Here is a 19,071-nt window from a genome sequence, read left to right as displayed (position 1 = left end):
GCCACCCCTACCGGTGGACGATCACCAGCCTCGCCTTCGACTGGGTGGCCCCCTGGCCCGTCGGGTGGAAGGGAGTCGCCGGACCGGGCGCCGGCGCTCTTATGCGTGCCCCGACCACAGCCGTGCTTGGGCGCAGCACCGGCCTACCATCCGCCACTACCCCGCTGTAGGTGGAGTCGCCGCGGTGTGCGCCTGCGGCTGGTCGACGGCCCCGGCTCCCACGCTCGGGACGCTGAAGGATGCCTTCCTCGAGCACCTGGTGCCGGAACTGACCCACGCGGCGGATCGTGATTCGGCCAACGCCAGCGGCTGAATCGCACAGCCACGGCCCCGGGCAGGGCCGTGGCATGATCGGCGCCATGATCAAGGGGTGGGGGGCCGCCGCGAGCATTACGTTCGCCATCGTGGCCGCAGTGACCGTGTCGGGATGTGGGGGAGAGGCGGGCGCCGAAACGAAGGCGCCGCCGACTCCCAGTGCTGCAAGCATCAGCACGGCCACGGCAAGTTTCAAGGACGCCGTCACCACGTTCAACGTGACCAACGGCTGTCCTAAGGAAGCCGGGGCGTGCTGGGCCAAGATGCTCGCCGTCATGGAGCCCGCTCGGGAGCTGCGGAAGGCAATGAACGCGAACCAGGCCGGCCCGGCGTTCTGGACGGAGGCGTACGCGCTGATCGACAAGATGGAGCGCGGAATCGCGGTGGGTGAGGACAGGGTGACCAACAGGCCGGACGTACTGGGCTCGGCCCATGACTTGAGTCGGTGGCTCGATGCCCACCCCGCCCAGTAGCGGTCCAGGGCCCGACCACAGGCGAGGCCTCAGGGCGTGAACCCGTCGGCGTCCGCGCGGTGCTCGATGTTCAGGTCGGCGATCTGCGGCTTCGTGCCGGCCCCGGCGGTGTCGAGGAAGGCACCCACCACACGGTGGGTCTTGCGCGAGCACTGGTCGTAGACGATCCCGCCCCGCCCGATATCGGCCGATCCTGCCCAGATGCGGTGCCGGCCGACGAGGTCACACTGCTCGTAGCGGACCTGCGGCGCACCCGCGGTGAAGTCGTACTCGTGGCCGATCAAGTCCTTCGAGTGCGGCTTGAATCCGAGCGCGGTGTCACTGCAGTCGCTGAAGGTGATGTGCCCGCCGTTCCAGCGGGATCGGATGACCTGGCTGGTGGCGTTGCGGAGCTCGAAGCGCGCCCCGCGGACGGTGAGATGCTGCACGGAGTCGGCGTGGCCGGCCACCGGGAAGTTGAAGTACCGGGAGACGCCGCCGTCGGGGCGTTCTCCCTTGATGATCCAACTCCCCCCGGTGACGACGATGAACCCGCCCCGGTCGAACCGGAACGCGTCACCCGAGTCGAATTCGATCTTGCAGTCGGAGATCCAGAAGTTCAGAAACTGGTCCTGCTGGCGGTGCTGGGGGTTCATGCCAGACCAAAGGAACGCGACCTCGTACGCCCCGCCGACGTGGCGCCCTTCGAAGCGCCACTCGCTGTTCGTGTTGCTGCTCTCGGACCCATCCAGTCCGATGCCGTACCTCCAGCTGCCCCTCCACTCGCAGTTCGTGAAGCCCCAGTCCCGGCACCTGGGCTGGGGTCTCAACACCGTGCTCCGGTACGCGAACGCCGCGCGCTGGCAGGACACCTTCCGCGAGAACCGGCCCCGGCTCAGCAGACTGGACCCCTACAAGCCCTACTTGGAGCGGCGATTCGCCGCGGGATGCACCAGCGTCACCCGACTGCAGAGCGAGCTGGTTGCCGAGCACGCTCCCCTCACCTACGGCATGGTCCGCGCGCACATCGCCACTTTGCGCGGCGCTCCGTCCGGGGCGCCACCCCGGCCGCCGACGGAGCGGCAGGTGACCGGCCCCACCGCCCTGACCGAGGAAGACTGGGCCGGCCTGAAGGAGGTCCTGGCCCGCTGCCCCGCACTGGACAAGGCCGCCGGACACGTCCGCGACTTCGGAGAGATACTCACCGACCGCCTCGGCTCCACACTCCCCACCTGGATCGACGCAGTCGACGCCAGCCAGCTACCCGGCCTCACCGGCTTCGCACTCCACCTGCTCCGAGACCTCGACGCCGTGACAGCCGGGCTCACTCTCGACTGGAGCTCCGGCAGCATCGAGGGCGCCGTCAACCGCATCATTCTGTGGAATCAGCGATGTCAAGCCGTGTGCTTGTGCATCACGTCGAGGTAGTGCCGATCACGGTGCGGCACCTGGTTGTCCCGTCCGGGCAGGCTGAAGACCGCGCAGACGTCAGCGGGCTGGGTGATGAGGCTGGACTGCTCGCCGAAAGTGAGGGCGCTGTTGGCCGCATGCAGGCAGCCAGCGTCGTCGAGGGCAGCGATCAGCTCCTCGCGGAGGACGGTGGCCTCGAACGACTCGGAATCAGGCAGGACGAGCGGCGGAAGTTTGGCGGTCGCACCGGGCCAGAGGTTGATCCAGATCCCGCTGATGGCCCGCTGAGTGACCACCAGCCGCAGCCCGCCCCAGGAGTACGGGTAGCCGTCGATATCGGGCCCCTTCATGATGTGGGCGGGGTGCGGGCGCCCTGGGCCGAGGAGGTTTTCAGCCTCAGCCAGAGTCATTCCGCAGTTCAGGGGCCCGATCCGGCCAGTGCGGGAGAAGCCGACGAGTACGTCCATCAAGGTCACGACAGTGACTGTGACACTCTCCCAAGCCAGTTCGCACTCCGATATCAGCGTGACGCTGGGCCTGCGCTGCCTTGCCGGACGGCGACGATGGGCAAGACAGTGGCGTTCGTTGGGACGTCAAGCTGTCGGGGTGTTGGTCCGGCCGGGGTGGGGGTGTCGGCGAGCCTGTCGAGGAGGCGGTCGAGCGCGCTCTGGCCGTCGGTGACCGGCTGCTTGCTCGTCTTCGGTGAGTGGGATCGAGATGGCCATCTTCTGCAAGTTGCCCTTGGCTTCGAGGAGTTGGGCTTTGGTGGAGTCCTTGGGTGCGTAGAAGTCACAGCGCGCGCAGGCCATGCGGTGTTGGCACTGCTCGAAGAAGGTGTAGGTGCAGTAGCCGTGTCCGAGGTCGTAGTGCTGCCAGGGCTCGCCGGTCGCGGCGGCGCCGGAGGCGACCGCGTCGCGGTCGACGAGGACCTCGATGGTGCGGACGTTCCGCTCGAAATAGCCCGCTTCGGAGTACGCCTTGGACAGAGCGTTCGGGGTGATCCTCGCGTAATACTGGGTGGATTGTGGCGATCGGTGTCCGAGCCAGGCTCGCAGCTCGAACAGCGTCATCGGTTCCTTGGCGTTGTAGAGCTGGCTGGCGATGGTGGACCGGGCTCGGTGGCTGGTGATGTTCCCGCGGACGTCGGCGTCCGGGACGCCGGCCTTGCGGCAGAGCATCGGGATGATCGTGTTGTTGATGTAGCTGGTGGAGACGCGGCGGGCGCGGACGGCGAACAGCAGCTCGACGTGCTCGCCGGTGCGGCGGTCGGTGAACTTCGGCTGGTCCGGGCGGACGGCCTGCCAGGCGTCGATGGCCTGACCGAGGATCGGGTCGACCGGTTTGGTGAAGGCGGTGCCGGTCTTGTGGGTTGGGACGTCGAGCAGGCAGACCGCGTCGCGGGCCAGCACCTGTTGCGAGTCGCCCGCGATCGAGTTCCCATCGTGCTGCCAACGGATGCAGCCCAGTCTCAACCGGGCGATCTCGTTGCTACGTTGACCGGAGAAAAGCCAGGTCAGCGTGACCGCGCGGACCAGTTCGAAGGGGTAGAAGTGCCCGGACCGGGTCTGCGGAAGATCCGCGGGATCGAGGTTGAGGCCGGCCCACAACAGCTTGGCCCAGACCTCGTCGGCGATCACCCGTGGGTCGGGTCCGAGGAGGGCGGTGATGCTGCGGGGGATCGCCAGAGCGCGTAGTGGGTCGAAGCGGCGGGGCAGCCACTCCCATTCCTGGCAGTCCCGAAAGAAGGTCCGCAGCGCGGTGATCTGTCCGGCCTTCGTGGGCGCCTCCAGCGGCTTGCCGAGCCGGTCCTTGAGGCCAACCGTGCGCTGGACGTAGTCGCCGACTTTCATCCGGTCCAGTGCGGCGATCCAAGTCGCGCAGGTCTGCCGGGTCCAGCCCGTGGGATCGGCGACGTCGGGCTGTTCGGCGGCGATCCACCGGCCGATCCGCAGGAGCGTGGAGCGGATGCTGCCACGGACGCGCGGGGTGAGGGTGGAGGTGTCGTGCCAGCGGTCGGCCCACTGCTCCCAGACCTCCGCTCCGCCGGTGGCCCGCGCCGAGTGACGGCCGGTGCTCTGCAGTGGTGGATCGCAGAAGCCGAGCGCGGCGACCGCCCGCTGCAGAGCGTGCAAGGTGTTCAGCTGGGAGCCCTCCAGCAGCTGTTCGCGGCGGACCCGGTCGAACAGCGCGGTGTCCATGTCTTCGAGGTGCGGGCTGCGGTTGAGCAGAAACAGCTGGCAGGCGACCGACGGCAGCAGCGTGTCCTCGTCCTGGCCCAGCTGATAGCCCCAGGCACGGAGGACGGTGCGGATGCGGGTGATCTCGCTGGTGACGCGGTCGCGTCCGAAGATTCGCCAGGACAGTGTGAGGCGTTGGAAGCTGCCGAGCTTGTGGAATTCATTGAAGGACCCGAGGAGGTAGGCGTGCGCCGCGAGGTAGGGGCGGACTTCGTCCCCGGCCCAGTCGGGTGCGTGCTGACGGAACTCGGCCTGGCTGCGGCCGAGTAGACGGGTCCAATCCTGCGTGGTCCAGCCCCAGTAGGTCCGGCCGGTCTCCGCGCTGTGCGTCAGCAGAAGGGCGATCACGTCGAGCATGGCCCGCCGGCGGTGCGGAGTGGGCGACGAGTCGAGTGCGGCATTGACCGCCTCGAGCGGTCCCAGTAGTCGGGCGATCACGCGCCAGCCCGGTGCGGCCGGGTCGTAGTACTGCAGTCGGCGCAGATTGCGCACGCCGAGTTCGAGGACGGCCCGTGCCTCAGCAGGCCGGACCGCGGCGGTCGTGTCGTAACGGTCCGGGACGATCGGACAGTGCCAGCGACCGTCGGTGCCCTCGGTGACGGCGGCCAGCGACGATGGGGTCACTGTGACACCTCCGTCGTCGCGCTGGCCGGGGTGGTCAGCATCTGTATTCGCCAGGCATGAATGTGGTCCATGCCGCGGGCCAGCTTGTCGGCCAGGTCCCGGCCAGAGAGGTGGATGTACTGAAGGGTGGAGTCGGTGTGCCGGTGTCCGGCAAAAGACGCGATCGCGTGCAACTCCCAGCCCATTCGGGCCAAATCGGTCAGACACAGGTGCCGGGTGGTATGCGTGGAGAACCGCTCGACGCCGGAGCCCAGCGCGATCCGCCGGACCACCTTCGACCAGGTCCACAGGCTCAGCGGCTGGGCGTGATTGCGCCGCGACTCCGACAGGAACAGCGGCCCACGGGCCCGGCTGATCCGGGCGCGGTGAGCGAGATAGTCCGACAGCAGCACCCCGGTCGACGCCGAGTAGGGCACCACCCGCTCAAGCCGGTTCTTCGTCGTTTCCGCCCGTATCCGCAGCGTGCGGTGGGCCGGATCGACGTCGTCGGTCCGCAGCGAGCACAACTCCTCGCGGCGCAGGGCGGCGTCGTAGGCCAGGGCGAGCATCAGGCGGTTGCGTACCGGCTCACGCTTGGCGACTTCCAGGACGCTCAGCCACTGCTGTTCTCCGGGAATCCACGGCAGCTTCGTCAGCCGGGGCACCAGGCCGCGCTGCTGACCGCCGCTGCGTCGGCCGGGGGTGTAGCGCCCCCGGCCGACCGGGTTGGATTCCCGCAGCCCCTCTTCCATGAGGAAGTCGTAGAACAGACGGACCGGCACGAGCCGCTGCTGGATCGTCGCGTTCGCCAGCCCCGCCCCTGAGTCGATCGAGATCACGTTCGCACCCCGGCGGTGCGGCCGCGAGCTCAACTCCCGTACGTAGATGGCGATATGGGAACGGTTCGCGCTGACCGGGTCGACATCCTCCCGCTCGCACATCAGCAGGTACTCGGCCAGTCCCCGGCCGTAGGCGTCGATCGTGCGCGGTGCACGTCCGAGATCCGTCCAGACCGTCAGCCAGGCCGCCGCCTGCTCGTGCCGGCCGAACACCGGCCACTTCTCCGTGAGCACCGTCGTGCCGCTCAAGCCATCTCCCAAGTCCGTGGTTGCACCGAGGAGACATGATCACCCCGGCAGATTCCACGTAACTTTTAAGAGGATCAAGAGGCAGCTCTACGGCCGAGCCGGATTCGAACTACTCCGCAAGATGATCCTGCTCCAGTAACCCTCTGCGACCGGTCCCCAAGATCTGCGCAAACCAAGAATCGACACTGCTGGGCATCTGGAGTGTCAGCGGCTGCTGAGAGGGTCGATCATGGCGTGGGCAGCCTGTCAGGGACGCGGGGCTTTCTCGCCGTGCACGGCTGTGTATTCGGCTGCGAGCCAAGGGCCGAGGTCGTTGATGAGCGTCCCGAGCACCGCCGGGTCGGGCGAGGGCGCACGGCCAATGGACGCGGCGACACGCATCTGCTCGACGCGCTCGGGGTAGTAGCGGCCGAAGAGATCGGCGGACTGGTTGAGGTCGCTGGTCCAGCCGCCCCATCGGGGCATGATCAGGGTGAATCCTGTGCGGACGATGCGACGGCCGACGAGACGGCTGAGGGTCCGGCGATCGGCGTCCGTGGTGGCTTCGGCTGCTTTGGCACGCCAGCGTGGAAGCACACGGGCGAGGTCGCCGTTGGTCTCCCGCGCGAGTAGGGATGTGGGGTGGTAACGAGGCAGTTGTTCTGCGAGGTCAGGGCCCAGCAACGGGGTGCAGAGGCAGGCGATGAAGAATCCGCCATCGTGACGTTCGACGTCGCTGAGCAGAACCCGCGTGCTGGTCAGCAGGATTCCGACGCCATCGATCTGCGGGAATGTACGGTCGAGTACGGCCTCGATCGCTTTGGTGTCAGCGCGGTCGGCTTCGGTGGGCTCGTCGTGGAGGGCGAGCTGGAGGTCGAGGTCGGAGACTCCGGGGGTGGCGGTGCCGCGGGGAATGCTTCCGTAGAGGTAGGCGCTGTGCAGGCGCGTTCTGCCGAACGCCTCGGTGATGTGAGCGCGGGCGGCATCGACGACGGGGACGAACGTTGCCCGCACTCGGTCCAGTGCGCCCTCGCGTGCGATCGTTCCGTCGTGGTCCAGCCCTCGTTCATCCATGGGGCCACTGTGCCTTGTGCTGCTGCGATCTGCCGAGCGGATTTCCGAGGCGGTGCGGCGGCCGCGAATCACACCGCCCACGCACCCGCCAGCGGGCGGTGCAGCGCCAACCCGCCAGGATCGATGGACGCGACCTCGCCGTCCTCGTTCGTTCCCCAACCCGCGCGCTGCGGAGGCAGGATGTGCGCGGGCTCACGCCAGCCCGAGCCTCGCAACCGAACACCACTGTTACCCTCTGCGACCGCTCCTCAAGATCTGTGCCAGAACAGAGTTTGAGCAGCGTTTGTACACCACTTCGGGTTCTGGCTCACATTCCGTGGAGTGATTACGGAGAGTCAGATCTTCGAGGCCATGCGATGGCGGTTTGGATGGGCGCGAAGTCGAGGCGAGGTGAGTTCCAGGGCCCGGTTGTCGCCTCCGGCGCTCATGTGGTTGAGCCAGCGTTCGTACCAGTCGAGGAAGTCGGTGGCGGAGGAGACGTTGGGGCCCCAGTACCCGTCGCCGTTACCAACGAGGACGCGGCCAGTGAGGGGACCGGTCACCGCGATGACGCATACGTCAGTGCAACCCATCTCGATGATGTGGAGGAAGAGATCGCGTCCGTGGGCCCTGGGCCCTGTGCCGCCGAAGCCGCGGGGCTTCCCTGGTTCTCCACGCGGATTCATGACCAGCAGGGAACACCGCTCCAGCGGCATGAGGCCGTAGAACGGCGCCGCGCCTGAGCCGCCGATCTGCGTGAGGAACTGCCGATAGGCATCGGGCAGGACGATGTCGTGCTCGGCCTCAAACGCAGCGACGCGTGCTTCCGCCAGCTTCGGACCGAGGCGAAACTCGTGTTGCTCTTCCCCGAAGGAGTGGCTGCGCAGGGGTTGGAACGGGATCGCGGCCAGCTTGCGACGCAGGCGGGGTATGCGGGGATCCATGGTGCATCTTCTCTCGTCCCCGTCACCCTATGGGTGGCGGTGGTCAGCTGGCCAGGAGGACTCTCTTCCGCAGGAGGGCGAAGCCGGCGCGGCCGAACATCTGGCGTTTGAGCATCTTGATCCGGTTGACGTGTCCTTCGACGACGCCGGAACTCCAGGGCAGGGTGAGCCCGGCGATGACGGCATCGCGGTCATGTTCGATGCCCGCGGCGAGGGTGTGGAGGCTGGGGAGGTCGTCGCGCCGGACGGCATCGAGCCACTGCGGCAGCCGTTCCCCCTGGCGCTCGGTGAGCATCTGGGCGAAGGACCGGACGTGAGTGGTGAGGGCGTCGAGTTCGGGGCAGTGGACCAGGACGGCCTTGAGCCGAAGATGGTCGGTCTCTGGGAGGGTCTCGGGGCGCCGGAGGATCCAGCCGGCGACGACGCGGGGTGACGGTGGCCGAACTGTGATCGGGTTGGGAGAGGTCCGTTTCTCCCGGAAGTAGGCGCGAACGCGCTGGTAGCTGCCCTGATAGCCGAGTGGCACGATCTCCTCCCATACCGTCCAGGCGTTGGTGCAGCCCTGGTTCCAGCGGTCGTCCAGGTAGGGCTTGAACGCGTCCAGCTTGGACGGCCGGCCCTGCCACTGCCCGCGGAAGAGGTCCTCCGGGGTGGCTGCGTCGGCGAAGAGTTTGACGGTGCGCGAGGTCATGCGGAGTTGGCGGCCGATCGCCCTCCGACTGAGTCCGGCGGTCAGCAGCTCGTGGACGGTCGCGTGGTTGGCTCGGGTTCGGTCGGCAAAGCGGTGTCCCCTTGGCCAGGGCGAGCCGGACGGGTCTTCAAACTTCTCCAGCTCGGGGGCAGTCTGGGCTGGATCTGGCGCCAGCACCCGCAGGCATCCGCGGTGGTCTGCGACACAACGCTCGGCGGCTTCGCTCAGGTTGTGCCAGAGATGCCATCTGTCCGCGACCTGCACCGCCTGGGGCGCCCCGGCGGTGGCGCCTTCGGCGAAGAACGGCGCCCGATCGCGGCATACGACCTCTACCCCGGGTCGCTTCGCGAGCCAAGCGGCCAGGCTGGAGGCTTCCCGGTCGGGCAGCAGGTCCACCGGGCGTCGGCTTTCGACGTCGACCAGGACGGTCCCGTAGTGGCGGCCTTTGCGGGTCGCGTACTCATCGACACCGACGACGCGCGGGGCGGAAACTTCCGGATCGGGCAAGGCTTCGACCAGCCGCAGCACCGTGCTGCGGCTGACGGACAAGCCGAAGACTCTCGCCAACCGGGCCCCGGCCCGACCGGCGAGCGCGAGGCCGACCGCGGCCAGCGTCGACCGCAGGCGCTCGGTCCGCCGGCCGTACCGTCGGGTCAGCCCCGACATCTGCTCGGCGAAGGTCCGGCGCCCGCACGAGATGACCGGACAGAGGAACCTGCGGACACGCAGGCAGAGGACGACCCGTCTGCCACCGCTGGGCACATCCGCGGGAAACCGCAGGTAGGAGCTGTGAATCCGCCGCGACCAGCCTCCACAGCCAGGGCAATCGGCCCCGGCCATCGTGCTCTGTGCCTCGATGCGTACCGCCTCGTCGTTCACATCGACCGACAGCACAGCCACGTCCGAGATCGACGGGAACAGTAACTCCTCCAGCCGGAGCACTACTTCTTCCACAGGCCGAACTGTCAGCCACACCACCCTGGGGACGGGCCATTTTCAGGCAGCTTCCCGAGGACCCGCCCGTCCGACGGGCGTCACTCAGCGTGGTGATCCACGGAAAGTGAGCCAGAACCCGAAGTGGTGTACAAACGCTGCTCAAACTCGGTTCTGGCACAGATCTTGGGGAGCCGTCGTGGAGTGCTGCCTCGATGCCCTATTGCGAGGGGACTGTTCGCGTGAGACCGCGGCGGGGGCGAACGCATCGAGGACGACGCGGCGAGGTCCTCGACGCTGCTCGAGAGGTGGTGAAGATCGTAATGAACTCGCAGTTGATAAATTGGGGGCCGGGCTCGGCGCTGGCCGGGCGGGGCGGGGGATCGAACAGAATGGCGTTCTCTGTGCGGCAAGTGACAGCTCGAACGCGACACGTCAGAGTCCCGGCGTGAGCGAGACCAACGATCTGACGTCGGCGGAAGCGCGAATATGGCGGGCCTTTCCGCGAGGCGAGTCCGTGGACTTTCGCGCAGCCGAGGACGAGGATCCGGCGCTCGGCAACGCCTGGGGCGCTGAGCGGACCGTACGGGCGAGAGTGCTGCGGGCGCTGCTCATCAAGGCTCCGCAGGAGGAGGGAGAGATCGCCGCGCTCAAGCTCACGGGGGCGCGGATCACCGGCGTACTGGACCTGAAGCACGCCACGATCGATGCCGCCATCGGGTTGGGCCACTGCCGGTTCGACGGCGTTCCCGACCTGTACGGTGCCCAGCTGCGCGAGCTCGATCTGAGCAAGTCGGTTCTGCCGGGCCTGACCGCGGAGACCTTGAGGGTCGAGGGGGTGCTGCGGATGACGGGCTGCCGTATGCGGGGGCCGGTGCGGCTCGGCGGCGCGCAGATCTCCGGGGCGTTGTTCATGGAGCAGGCGCAGTTCACGGCGCCGGACGACTCCGAGCCGGTGCTGCAGCTCAACCAGGCCGTGATCGGCGCCGACCTGTGGGCGCCGGAGATGCACGCGATCGGACAGGTACGACTCACCGGCGCCTCCATCGCCGGGCGGATCAACGTTCAGGACGCCGAGTTCAACCAGCCCGGTGGCACCGCACTGGACGCACAGAACCTCAACGTGGGAGCCCATGTACGGGCACGGCGCATACGTACGCACGGCGGGGTCGAGCTCAGGGGCTCGCGCATAGCGGGCCGTCTCGACCTGCTCCACGCCCACCTGTCGCATCCGGGCGGCACGGCACTGAGGGCCAGCAGCTGTGTCATCGGTGAACTCTGGCTGCTCGGTGGCTATCGCATCGAGGGTGCCCTGAATCTGCGGCGTTCTCGAATAGAGATCATGAACCTCGAACCGAAGATGCTGCCGGCCCAGGTGTACATCAGCAATCTCACCTACACCGTACTCACCCCACACGAGCCCGCCGAGAGGCGCCTTCCGATGCTGGAGCGGGACGGCGACCGTTATGAGCCGTACGGCTACGAGCAGTTGACGGCGGCCTACCGCCACGTCGGTGACGACGACGCGGCCCGACTTGTCCAACTTGCCAAGCAGCGCCGCCGGCGCACCACGCTCACCTGGTACGGACGACTGTGGGGGTACCTCCAGGACGGCGTCGTCGGCTACGGCTTCCGCCCGTTGCGCGCGGCCGTCTGGTTGCTGTCGCTCATGGCCATCGGGTCGATCGCGTATGGCCTGGACCACCCACGCCCCGTCAAGGCAGGCGAGGGGCCGGCCTTCAACTCCGTCTTCTACACCCTCGACCTGCTCCTGCCGATCATCAGCTTCGGCCAGGAGTCGGCATTCGCCCCTGTCGGCTGGCACCAGTGGTTGTCGTACACCCTGATCATCACTGGCTGGATCCTGGCGACGACGATCGTCGCGGGCGTGACCCGTACGGTGAGCCGCCAATGACCCGCTCTTGAACCGACTCGATCTCACAGAACGCCACTCACGCCAAAGACCGTTTAGCTCGTCCGAACACCTCAGTGTCCGAAATCTTGACCGCGCACGATGCCCAATCCGTAGGCAGATCGGGATAGTCGCTCCAATCACCTGCGACGGTCAAGGCGTACGGAAGGTCCTTCGTCGTCCGGTCCAGGATGCCCTCGAATTTGTCCTGGGTTGCCTTGTCCCCGCAAGCGGAAAGTCCGGCTCCGAGTAACAGAAACGCCAGAGCCCACCTCGCACTGACGTGGCGCATCCACCCACCCCCTCAATTAAATGCATGGACACGTCAGCCTGACACTGGATGGCTTCGCAGACCAGGGGAACTGGGCGCCTTCCGGCTCGCGCCCTCGCCGTTCCAGGGTTGGGCCTTGACCCAAGGCCGGGTAACGCTTGGCCCATTCGGCGTCCACCAGCTCGTCGAGGACCTCCGGAGCACACCGGGCGGCTTCCTCCAAGGCGGCCCGCACCGCTTCGAGAACCAGCTCCAGGCGGGTCAGCTCGCGGGCGGCGGCCAGGACCTGAGTGGAATCGGTGCGCTGCCGTCCGCGCTCCTTGAGCAGCCCAGCGGCCCGCATCCGTTCCAGGGCCAGGGAGAAGAGCTGGTCCGCGCGGTCGTCCTCGCACAGACGGTCGCGGAAGTCCGTCAGCACGCTGTGGTGGAAGCCGGGGTCATCCAGTTCCATGGCCAGGGCGTACTTGAAGTCGATGCGGCAGCGCACCGCCTCGGCGGCCTGCCGGTCAGAGAGATTGAGCAGGAACTGGAGCACGCACACGGTGGCAAGCTGAGCGGGCGAGAGACCGGGACGGCCATCGCGCGGATACCAGGTGGCAAAGTCCTCATCACGCCACAGCCCGTTGACGTGGTCGCGGACCCACATCGCCGTAGTGCCACGCGGGTTGCTGGCGCGGGCCATGTGCGCAGTGAGCGCCGGAACCTCCGCGCCGGGTCGGGGACGGACGGACACTGATCACCTCGGGAGAGACGAGCGGGACTTAACCGAACTTCCCGCAGTCTCCCGAGCGACCGTTGACGGTGTCCTTCGAACCTCAAGATCCCCGACAGAGTCGCTCAGTGGAAGCTCCCCGCTGGCCTCAACGATGTCCGGCAGAGCACAACCGACGTGCGTGTCCGCCTTCTTGTAGCCAAGAGGCCCTACGGCGAAACGGCCAGCGAACATTGCGACCATATGGATCCGGCCGAAGCCGATGATCTCAATGGACTGGACGACATCGTAGAACAGGTGCGCCCGGTCCACTTTGTCGCTGACGACACGCTCGCGGGACATCGGACTCGCCTGCACCCTGCGGCACTGACAGCTCTCCCCAGTAACTCCCACCGAACAGGACCGACCGGATGGGCACCCCCAGACCCTGCGCCCGGCAACCGATCGGCCGCCGTACAGCGCTCGCCGTCATCGCAGCCGCGACGGCCGCAACCACACTGGCCTCATGCAGCACCGGCAGCGGAAATGACAGCGGTAGCCCGCTCAGCGAACGGCCGTCACCACCCAACACGGCGGCATTCTCCGGAGACGCCCCCTCCCCCCTTGCGTCGAAAGCCTCCGAGGCGGTCGAATCCGCACGCGCTTCGGCTTCAGCTGCCGAGGCATCCGCCTCGGCAGCCGCATCCGCCTTCGAGGCACGCGCAGCTCTCGGCGAAACGTGGTGGTAGCCGGCCCCTGTGGCTAGGAGCTACGCCGTGTCTTTCGGATCGGGGCGGGCTTGCTCGGCCGCCACGGCCCGGAAGGCCGCGGTCGCGCGGCGTGCGACTGCTTCTGCGTACGGCACGAAGACAGCCGGGTCGGCGTGGTCGGTGATGCGCAGGCTCACCGCGACCTGGAACGTGTGGGCCGTGTGGTAATCGAGCCGCTCGGGGACCAACGCCTGCGCGAACCCTTCGATCTCCCGTTCCCACCATGTGTACCTGGTCGCCATGCCGTTCGCGATGCTCTCTCTGGTCACGACCGCCAGACCGTAGGCACCGGACGGCCGCCGCACGAGCAGTATCCGGTCCGGGTGGTACGCGTCGCCGCGCCACTGACCCGTGTACAGGTGTCCCATCGGCATGTCTGGCGGTGTCCTGAGCGGGGTGGCGTCGGGCAGGCCGGACCAATTGAAGTGCACCCACCAGCCGTGACGCACCTCGTACGGCCTGTCCTTGACTGTGCTGATGCCGGGCCGGCCGGACGCCTCCAGGGCAGCCGCGGTCTCGGCTATCACCCTGGCCACTTTCCGTACGGCCTCCTCGCGGGCCCGCTCGTTGCGGACCGATGCGCGGACGCGCTGCCACCAGGCGTCGATGTCACCGACCGTCTCCCGCAGCTCGACAGGCCAGGCCTGCGGCGTCTCGCCCCGCGCCGCCAGCTCCCGCGGAGTGCTCCCGACCGGTAGCGGTCGGTCTGCGGCTGCCTGGCGCCACTCCCACTCCTCGAACCGGGCCCGGGCCTCCGCCAGCCGCCGTTCCTGTTCCCGGTAGGCACGCCGGCCCGCCTCGATACGCTGGGCCTCCTGTTCGGCGATCCGCCGCTCCACCGCCTCCCGCACCGGCCGATAGGTGGCTGCCGCGGGCTCCACCCGATCCAGCAAGGCCGCCTTGGCCCTCCCGTACGTTGCCTCGGCCCACCGCCGGCTCACCCACCGCCTGCGCCATCGCTGCAGTCGCTCCTCGATCCGCTCCAGTTCCGCTATGGCAGGCGTGAGTTCACTCAGGAAGGCGAGGGCAGCGGCATTCCAGGCGGCCACCTCCTGCGGGGTGGCGGCCGCCTGTACGCGGGTGCGCGACAGGCGGGAGGAGCCGAGCAGGTCCGGGACGGGTCCCTCGGCCTCGCCGGCCGCGCGGGCCTCCTCTGGGAACCAGTACACGGTCACGAGACTGGCATCGGCGATCGCATGGTGCCGCCACGATAATTTCAGGGCCATGGCCAGAGGATGCCCACAAGGACCGCTCCGAAGTCCCGCCCGGCGACACCGCCGGACCGGTGGGGGAACATCGGCGGGTGATCGACAGTGCAGGCCGCGGCTGCTGGCGCCGCGTCACCGGTGGCGGATGGGCTTGGTGGCCTGCGGCTGAGCGGGCCCGGATCAGGGGTGTCGACCTGCCGTGACCACTACCGACCAGCCCGGCCCGCGCGGTCGCGGCCCGTCGGCCTGATCACGGATCTGATCAGCCACGTGGAGAAGGACCTCGACCCCACGGCCGTCCGGGCCGTGGTCCTCACCGTCGACGGCGGCCGTGCGAAGTGGCGCCGGCTCGCCGAATCCCTGGTGGCCCGGCCCGAGGTCCTGTCCGACGGCTGCTCTCCAGAGCCCCGGCTGATCGTGCTCCGTAAGGCTGGAGCCGTGACGATCTCGACACCGGTTTGCCGCACCTGCGGCAAGCAACTGCGGACCTTCCATTCCGGGTACACGTCCGGCACGGCACCATGAAGCGCACCCTGGCCGAATCCGAGACGATCACCCTCGCGCTCGGTTTGTGGGGGGTGTAGTGAGAAGCCGGGCTGTCAGGGGGTGTGAACTGGGTGCGGGGGGGCCTGCCGCAGGCGACGAGGGCTCTGCGCAGGCGTGCCGCGACGCGCGCCGCGCTCTGGGTGAAGCAGAAGGGCCCGGATCCTTGTGGATCCGGGCCCTGTCTGTTCAGTAGCGGGGACAGGATTTGAACCTGCGACCTCTGGATTATGAGCCCAGCGAGCTACCGAACTGCTCCACCCCGCGTCGGCAAGCCTCACCTTACGGCACCGCAGGACCGCCCTTCACCGTCTTCTTCCTGCTCAGGGGGTCTGGCTGTCCGGCGATGCTGATGAGTTGGATGTCCATCTGGTCGGCCTGGGCGGTCAGTATGCGTGCGACGGTGCGCATGGTGGCGGGGTCTAACGTGATGGGGTCCTCCCCATTGCCCGTCCAGGTGAGGTCGCCGCCCCCAGTGTGGAGGGTGATGGAGGAGGCGATGTCACGGAGCATGTCGGTGACGTGTCGTGCGGCGAAGTTGAGCTGCCTGTCGACGGCTCGCCTGACGGGCACGCTGAATTCCGACGGCATCATGCGGCCCACCTCATTCCGCCCGCGTCGAGCTGTGCGATCCGCTCGCGAGGGCCTCGACCTGGTCGTCGAGGGCGGGGCCGCTGGCGTGACCGACGCCGGGCGGTTGCGCGCGCTCGCCACGGCGGACAGGGCTTGGCTGCTACAGGTCGGTGTACGGGGGGGATTACGCGGACGATGGCGATGAGCCGGAGGCGGGGCAGGGGCAGGGCGTAGAACCATCCGTCGGCGAGGAGGGGGATGCGGCGCAGTCCGCCGGGGACGCCCTTGCGCGCTCCGTCCCCGATGTCGGTGACGTCCACGCCCACTTCGGCGAGCGCGACGAGTTCGTCGGCCAGGCGCCCGACCTCGGCCACCACCGCTTGCGGGAGCCCTTTGACGACGTGCGCGGCATCCGGGTCGTACTCCCAGCGCCAGTTGCTCAAGACTCGCCGCCATGTGGCAGCCCCGCCTCGGCCGCGGCCTTGTCGAGGATCCGGCCGATTTCGGCGGCGATCGCCCTGGCTTCCTCGGGATCGCTCACGAACGCGGCCCGGGCCTCAAGGTGACGCAGCCGCGACGCCTGCTCCGGGTGCCGTTCGATCGCTACGTGAAGGGCCCATTGGCGAAGGAAACGCCGCATCGGTGCCGAGCTGACCTCTTCCCGCGCCCGGGCCACGGCGGCGGCCCGTTCGGCGTCGAACGTCGCCACGGCGTCCGGCGCGATGCGGGCCAGTGTGGCCCGCAGCTCCTCGGCCGTGGCGGCCGGCTGGGGCACGCCCGGGCCGGAGGGTTGCTCGGCTGCGGTACTCATGCCGCGTCCTTCTCTTGTTCGGCGTTCTCGCGGCGGTGCGTGGCGGCCAGGGTGGAGACGTGCTGACGGGACCAGCCGACGCGGGCGGCTACCGCGGTGGGTCCGCCGCGCTCGTAGCGGGCGGCGATGCGGCCTGCCGCCTGTCCGAGTGCGGTACGTGCCTGTTCCAGCGCTGCGGCGCACTCATCGACGGTCCGGGCGAGGAGGTCCAGTTCTTGTGCCTCCCCGGGCTGCAGAGCGACCCGGGTGACGCGAGGAGAGGTGGTCATGGACCGAGCCTGCCCCAGTCACACAGCAAACGCAACTGCGCTTGACAAATATGTCGGGGCCCACCGCCGAGCGGGGCAGATAGGCACCAAGCTGCCCGGAGCTTCAGCCCGGTGCCGCTCCGCCCCGGGCGTACGCGAGCGGCCGAGGGTCAGCCGGACATGGTGCCGCTGGCTGAGGCATGGGACTCGGGAGGCTCCGCCTGGACGCTGGCACGGCGTAGGCATATGCGAACGACCAGCAGATGAGCAGCCTCGTCGCGGTCACGGCCCGGCTCGAACCACCAGGGGGCCGGCCAGGACCCGTCCGAGGCTCTGTGCCGGTACGTGTTGGAGTGGACAGCCGCCAAAGCTCCGCTGGGCGCCTGGACGAGGCCGAGCGGGAACGCCTGTACGACATCGAGGCCGGCCTGCGGCTGGAACACCGTCTCCCACCCGCCGGCACTGCAAGCACGCGGACAGGCCCTGCTCCCATCGAGCCCACGCGCGGCGGCATCGGCCAGAGAGGCAGGGCTCTGCTGTGAGTGACGTCGCGGTCCTTCGTGGTGGCGGGTCACCACCCGCTGTCGCCTGGCGGGTCTTGCCGGGCGGGGGAAGGTTCGCGTACAGTCCCGCTCCATTGTTAACTGAATTTTCAGTCAGCTTGGGGGGTCGAGGGAGTGGTGGTCTTGCTCGATCGTCGAAGATTCCTGATGGCAGGTTCGGGGCTGGCCGCCGGCGGGCTTGTGGCCGGTCTCGCGGGGTGTACGGCTCCGACGGGTAAGGAAGCGCCCGTGAGTAGAAAATCGCCCGACGGTTCCGGTCCCTTCCCCGCGGGGCTGCGGATGCCGGCGGAGTCGGCGCCGCACGCCGCGACCTGGATGGCGTACGGGGCCACGGTCTCGGCATGGGGGGACGACACCGCTGACGCGTTCGGCCGCGACCTGTCGAACAGCCGCACCATCGCGCGGCAGGATCTGATGCGGGTGGCGGCCAACCTCTCGCGGTTCGAACCCGTGTTCATGCTGGTCGACTCGGACGCCGACAAGGCCCAGGCCATCGAGTACCTGGAGACCATCGTCGCCCAGACGTCCGCCAAGGACCGGTTCCACGACGCCGTCGACGGCTCAGGACGGATCTTCCTCGGCACGACGAGGTCGCCCTCGGACCTCCCGCCGGTCAGGACGCACCCCATCACGTTCGTCATCCAGCACATCAACGACCTATGGACCCGCGACACCGCGCCCGTCTTCGCCCTCGGCCCGGACGGCCGGCTCCACGGCGTCGACCTCAACTTCAACTGCTGGGGGCAGTTCCCGCTGACCACGGGGCTGCCCGGCTGGGCGAAGGACCCCGACAAGACGAAGAACGGTGTCGTCGATCAGCCCATCGACGGAGACCGGCACGTCGCCCGGGCCGTCAACCGCCACCTCCGCACACCTGAGGTGAAGACGTGGCTGACGATGGAGGGCGGCGGCCTCGAAGTGAACGGCCGAGGCCTGGGCATCGCCTGCGAGAGCAGCATCGTCAACGTCAACCGCAACCCGGGCAAGAGCAAGGCGGAGATCGAGGCGGAGCTTCGTAGGCTCTTCGGGGTCGAGAAGATGCTGTGGCTGCCGGGCGTCAAGGGCGAGGAGCTCACCGACTGGCACATCGACTTCACCGCCCGCTTCACCTCGCCCTCCGACCTGCTCTTCGCGTTCGACACCAACTTCGAACCCGAGGACCAGCGCAACCAGAAGGCCCTGGCCGCCGAGGTCGACCAGATCAACGCCCTACCTGGCGACGAGAAGGCGCGCTACCTGGGCTCCGCGGCGGCGACCCTGACGGCCCACGAACTCCCGGTCCCCGACCAGAAGAACGTCTTCGAAGCCTTCACCGCCCGGAACACGCCGTCGATCACCGAGCGCGGCCTGGACGAGTTCATCCACACCTCCGCGGCCGGATACGTCGGCTACTACGAGGCGAACAGCTGCGTGATCATGGCGCAGTGCGGCGACGTCGAACGCGACCGGCAAGCACACGAGACCGTCCAGCGCCTCCACCCGGACCGCACGATCATCCAGCTCACCAGCGACGGCATCGCCAGCGGCGGCGGCACCATTCACTGCGCGACCCAGCAGCAACCCGCGGCATAGCCCACCGCCCTACGCAAGTCCGCGCGTCGTGAGCCGCCCCCTGCGGTGGACGACACGGAAATACCGCGCACGTCGAACAGCGCTCCCCGCCAACTCGTGCATACGCCTGGACGACCGAGCGGCGCCACAAGTACGCCAACGACATCAGCAGTGATCCGATAGACCCCGGCGCGGGCGGCCACCACATCAGCACGATGGCGGTGA

General features: G+C 68.3%; 19 protein-coding genes and 1 tRNA gene. 5 read left to right on the top strand and 15 right to left on the bottom strand.

The annotated features are described in order from the left end of the window. The first annotated feature begins 347 nt into the window (after window positions 1-347). Window positions 348-788, top strand: a complete 441-nt coding sequence (locus AC061S_RS13540; RefSeq protein ID WP_478686156.1) for a hypothetical protein — start codon at window positions 348-350, stop codon at window positions 786-788. Window positions 789-817: 29 nt separating this feature from the next. Here the strand turns inward: AC061S_RS13540 and AC061S_RS13535 are convergent, their stop codons facing one another. Further along, complete coding sequence (locus tag AC061S_RS13535; RefSeq protein ID WP_478686155.1) at window positions 818-1,423, bottom strand: hypothetical protein; 606 nt, start codon at window positions 1,421-1,423, stop codon at window positions 818-820. Between AC061S_RS13535 and AC061S_RS13530 the strand changes: the two genes are divergently transcribed. Beyond that, window positions 1,422-2,195 (top strand): hypothetical protein, encoded by a 774-nt coding sequence (locus tag AC061S_RS13530; protein WP_478686154.1) that lies wholly within the window; start codon window positions 1,422-1,424, stop codon window positions 2,193-2,195. The two genes, AC061S_RS13535 and AC061S_RS13530, sit on opposite strands and share 2 nt — an antisense overlap. On the opposite strand, the gene AC061S_RS13525 is transcribed toward AC061S_RS13530, so the two are convergent. The 6 genes from AC061S_RS13525 to AC061S_RS13500 form a co-directional block, all read right to left on the bottom strand. Next, window positions 2,162-2,653, bottom strand: a complete 492-nt coding sequence (locus tag AC061S_RS13525; protein ID WP_478686153.1) for a hypothetical protein — start codon at window positions 2,651-2,653, stop codon at window positions 2,162-2,164. The two genes, AC061S_RS13530 and AC061S_RS13525, sit on opposite strands and share 34 nt — an antisense overlap. Window positions 2,654-2,770: 117 nt before the next feature. Beyond that, window positions 2,771-5,038 (bottom strand): tyrosine-type recombinase/integrase, encoded by a 2,268-nt coding sequence (locus tag AC061S_RS13520; RefSeq protein WP_478686152.1) that lies wholly within the window; start codon window positions 5,036-5,038, stop codon window positions 2,771-2,773. Further along, window positions 5,035-6,069, bottom strand: a complete 1,035-nt coding sequence (locus tag AC061S_RS13515; protein ID WP_478686151.1) for a tyrosine-type recombinase/integrase — start codon at window positions 6,067-6,069, stop codon at window positions 5,035-5,037. The genes AC061S_RS13520 and AC061S_RS13515 overlap by 4 nt, the downstream gene beginning before the upstream one ends. A 282-nt stretch (window positions 6,070-6,351) precedes the next feature. Next, on the bottom strand, window positions 6,352-7,158 hold the full coding sequence (locus AC061S_RS13510; RefSeq protein WP_478686150.1) for a nucleotidyltransferase: 807 nt from the start codon (window positions 7,156-7,158) through the stop codon (window positions 6,352-6,354). 335 nt (window positions 7,159-7,493) lie between these two features. Next, the gene (locus AC061S_RS13505) at window positions 7,494-8,081 is read right to left on the bottom strand and encodes an SMI1/KNR4 family protein (RefSeq protein WP_478686149.1); all 588 of its coding nucleotides are present in this window, start codon (window positions 8,079-8,081) and stop codon (window positions 7,494-7,496) included. 43 nt (window positions 8,082-8,124) lie between these two features. Then, entirely contained in the window at window positions 8,125-9,726 is a 1,602-nt protein-coding gene (locus AC061S_RS13500) for an ISL3 family transposase (RefSeq protein WP_478686222.1), read from the bottom strand. 427 nt (window positions 9,727-10,153) lie between these two features. On the opposite strand from AC061S_RS13500, the gene AC061S_RS13495 reads away from it, so the two are divergent. Next, on the top strand, window positions 10,154-11,620 hold the full coding sequence (locus AC061S_RS13495; protein ID WP_478686148.1) for a membrane-associated oxidoreductase: 1,467 nt from the start codon (window positions 10,154-10,156) through the stop codon (window positions 11,618-11,620). Between the two features lie 305 nt (window positions 11,621-11,925). On the opposite strand, the gene AC061S_RS13490 is transcribed toward AC061S_RS13495, so the two are convergent. From AC061S_RS13490 to AC061S_RS13480, 3 genes are all read right to left on the bottom strand, one after another. Beyond that, complete coding sequence (locus AC061S_RS13490) at window positions 11,926-12,570, bottom strand: transposase (protein ID WP_478686147.1); 645 nt, start codon at window positions 12,568-12,570, stop codon at window positions 11,926-11,928. Window positions 12,571-12,624: 54 nt separating this feature from the next. Continuing rightward, window positions 12,625-12,942: a hypothetical protein gene (locus AC061S_RS13485; RefSeq protein ID WP_478686146.1), complete on the bottom strand. Its 318-nt coding sequence runs from the start codon at window positions 12,940-12,942 to the stop codon at window positions 12,625-12,627. Between the two features lie 406 nt (window positions 12,943-13,348). Further along, window positions 13,349-14,575, bottom strand: coding sequence for a hypothetical protein (locus AC061S_RS13480; protein WP_478686145.1), 1,227 nt, complete (start codon window positions 14,573-14,575; stop codon window positions 13,349-13,351). Between the two features lie 168 nt (window positions 14,576-14,743). Here AC061S_RS13480 and AC061S_RS13475 point away from each other — a divergent pair, with 168 nt between their 5' ends. Next, complete coding sequence (locus tag AC061S_RS13475) at window positions 14,744-15,082, top strand: hypothetical protein (RefSeq protein ID WP_478686144.1); 339 nt, start codon at window positions 14,744-14,746, stop codon at window positions 15,080-15,082. A 211-nt stretch (window positions 15,083-15,293) separates the two neighbouring features. Here AC061S_RS13475 and AC061S_RS13470 read toward each other — a convergent pair. The 5 genes from AC061S_RS13470 to AC061S_RS13450 form a co-directional block, all read right to left on the bottom strand. Continuing rightward, window positions 15,294-15,367: transfer RNA gene (locus AC061S_RS13470), tRNA-Met, on the bottom strand. A gap of 15 nt (window positions 15,368-15,382) precedes the next feature. Further along, window positions 15,383-15,694: a hypothetical protein gene (locus AC061S_RS13465; RefSeq protein ID WP_478686143.1), complete on the bottom strand. Its 312-nt coding sequence runs from the start codon at window positions 15,692-15,694 to the stop codon at window positions 15,383-15,385. After that, on the bottom strand, window positions 15,691-16,116 hold the full coding sequence (locus tag AC061S_RS13460; protein ID WP_478686142.1) for a hypothetical protein: 426 nt from the start codon (window positions 16,114-16,116) through the stop codon (window positions 15,691-15,693). Before AC061S_RS13460 ends, AC061S_RS13465 begins: the two co-directional genes overlap by 4 nt. Further along, window positions 16,113-16,484 carry a hypothetical protein gene (locus tag AC061S_RS13455; RefSeq protein WP_478686141.1) on the bottom strand — a complete coding sequence of 124 codons (372 nt, stop codon included), beginning with the start codon at window positions 16,482-16,484 and terminating at the stop codon, window positions 16,113-16,115. The genes AC061S_RS13460 and AC061S_RS13455 overlap by 4 nt, the downstream gene beginning before the upstream one ends. After that, window positions 16,481-16,753, bottom strand: coding sequence for a hypothetical protein (locus tag AC061S_RS13450; protein ID WP_478686140.1), 273 nt, complete (start codon window positions 16,751-16,753; stop codon window positions 16,481-16,483). The genes AC061S_RS13455 and AC061S_RS13450 overlap by 4 nt, the downstream gene beginning before the upstream one ends. A 770-nt stretch (window positions 16,754-17,523) precedes the next feature. Here AC061S_RS13450 and AC061S_RS13445 point away from each other — a divergent pair. Beyond that, entirely contained in the window at window positions 17,524-18,867 is a 1,344-nt protein-coding gene (locus tag AC061S_RS13445) for an agmatine deiminase family protein (RefSeq protein ID WP_478686139.1), read from the top strand. Window positions 18,868-19,071: the final 204 nt, after the last annotated feature.

The sequence above is a fragment of the Streptomyces sp. CA189 genome, from assembly GCF_056428985.1.
This window is presented reverse-complemented; position numbering and strand designations above follow the sequence as displayed.

Bases quoted from the DNA above. Each gene is read 5' to 3' on its own strand.
- AC061S_RS13485 (WP_478686146.1), bottom strand. From the start codon at position 12,942: ATGTCCCGCGAGCGTGTCGTCAGCGACAAAGTGGACCGGGCGCACCTG.
- AC061S_RS13505 (WP_478686149.1), bottom strand. From the start codon at position 8,081: ATGGATCCCCGCATACCCCGCCTGCGTCGCAAGCTGGCCGCGATCCCG.
- AC061S_RS13490 (WP_478686147.1), bottom strand. From the start codon at position 12,570: ATGGCCCGCGCCAGCAACCCGCGTGGCACTACGGCGATGTGGGTCCGC.
- AC061S_RS13480 (WP_478686145.1), bottom strand. From the start codon at position 14,575: ATGGCCCTGAAATTATCGTGGCGGCACCATGCGATCGCCGATGCCAGT.
- AC061S_RS13535 (WP_478686155.1), bottom strand. From the start codon at position 1,423: ATGAACCCCCAGCACCGCCAGCAGGACCAGTTTCTGAACTTCTGGATC.
- AC061S_RS13540 (WP_478686156.1), top strand. From the start codon at position 348: ATGATCGGCGCCATGATCAAGGGGTGGGGGGCCGCCGCGAGCATTACG.
- AC061S_RS13510 (WP_478686150.1), bottom strand. From the start codon at position 7,158: ATGGATGAACGAGGGCTGGACCACGACGGAACGATCGCACGCGAGGGC.
- AC061S_RS13530 (WP_478686154.1), top strand. From the start codon at position 1,422: ATGCCAGACCAAAGGAACGCGACCTCGTACGCCCCGCCGACGTGGCGC.
- AC061S_RS13450 (WP_478686140.1), bottom strand. From the start codon at position 16,753: ATGACCACCTCTCCTCGCGTCACCCGGGTCGCTCTGCAGCCCGGGGAG.
- AC061S_RS13455 (WP_478686141.1), bottom strand. From the start codon at position 16,484: ATGAGTACCGCAGCCGAGCAACCCTCCGGCCCGGGCGTGCCCCAGCCG.
- AC061S_RS13465 (WP_478686143.1), bottom strand. From the start codon at position 15,694: ATGATGCCGTCGGAATTCAGCGTGCCCGTCAGGCGAGCCGTCGACAGG.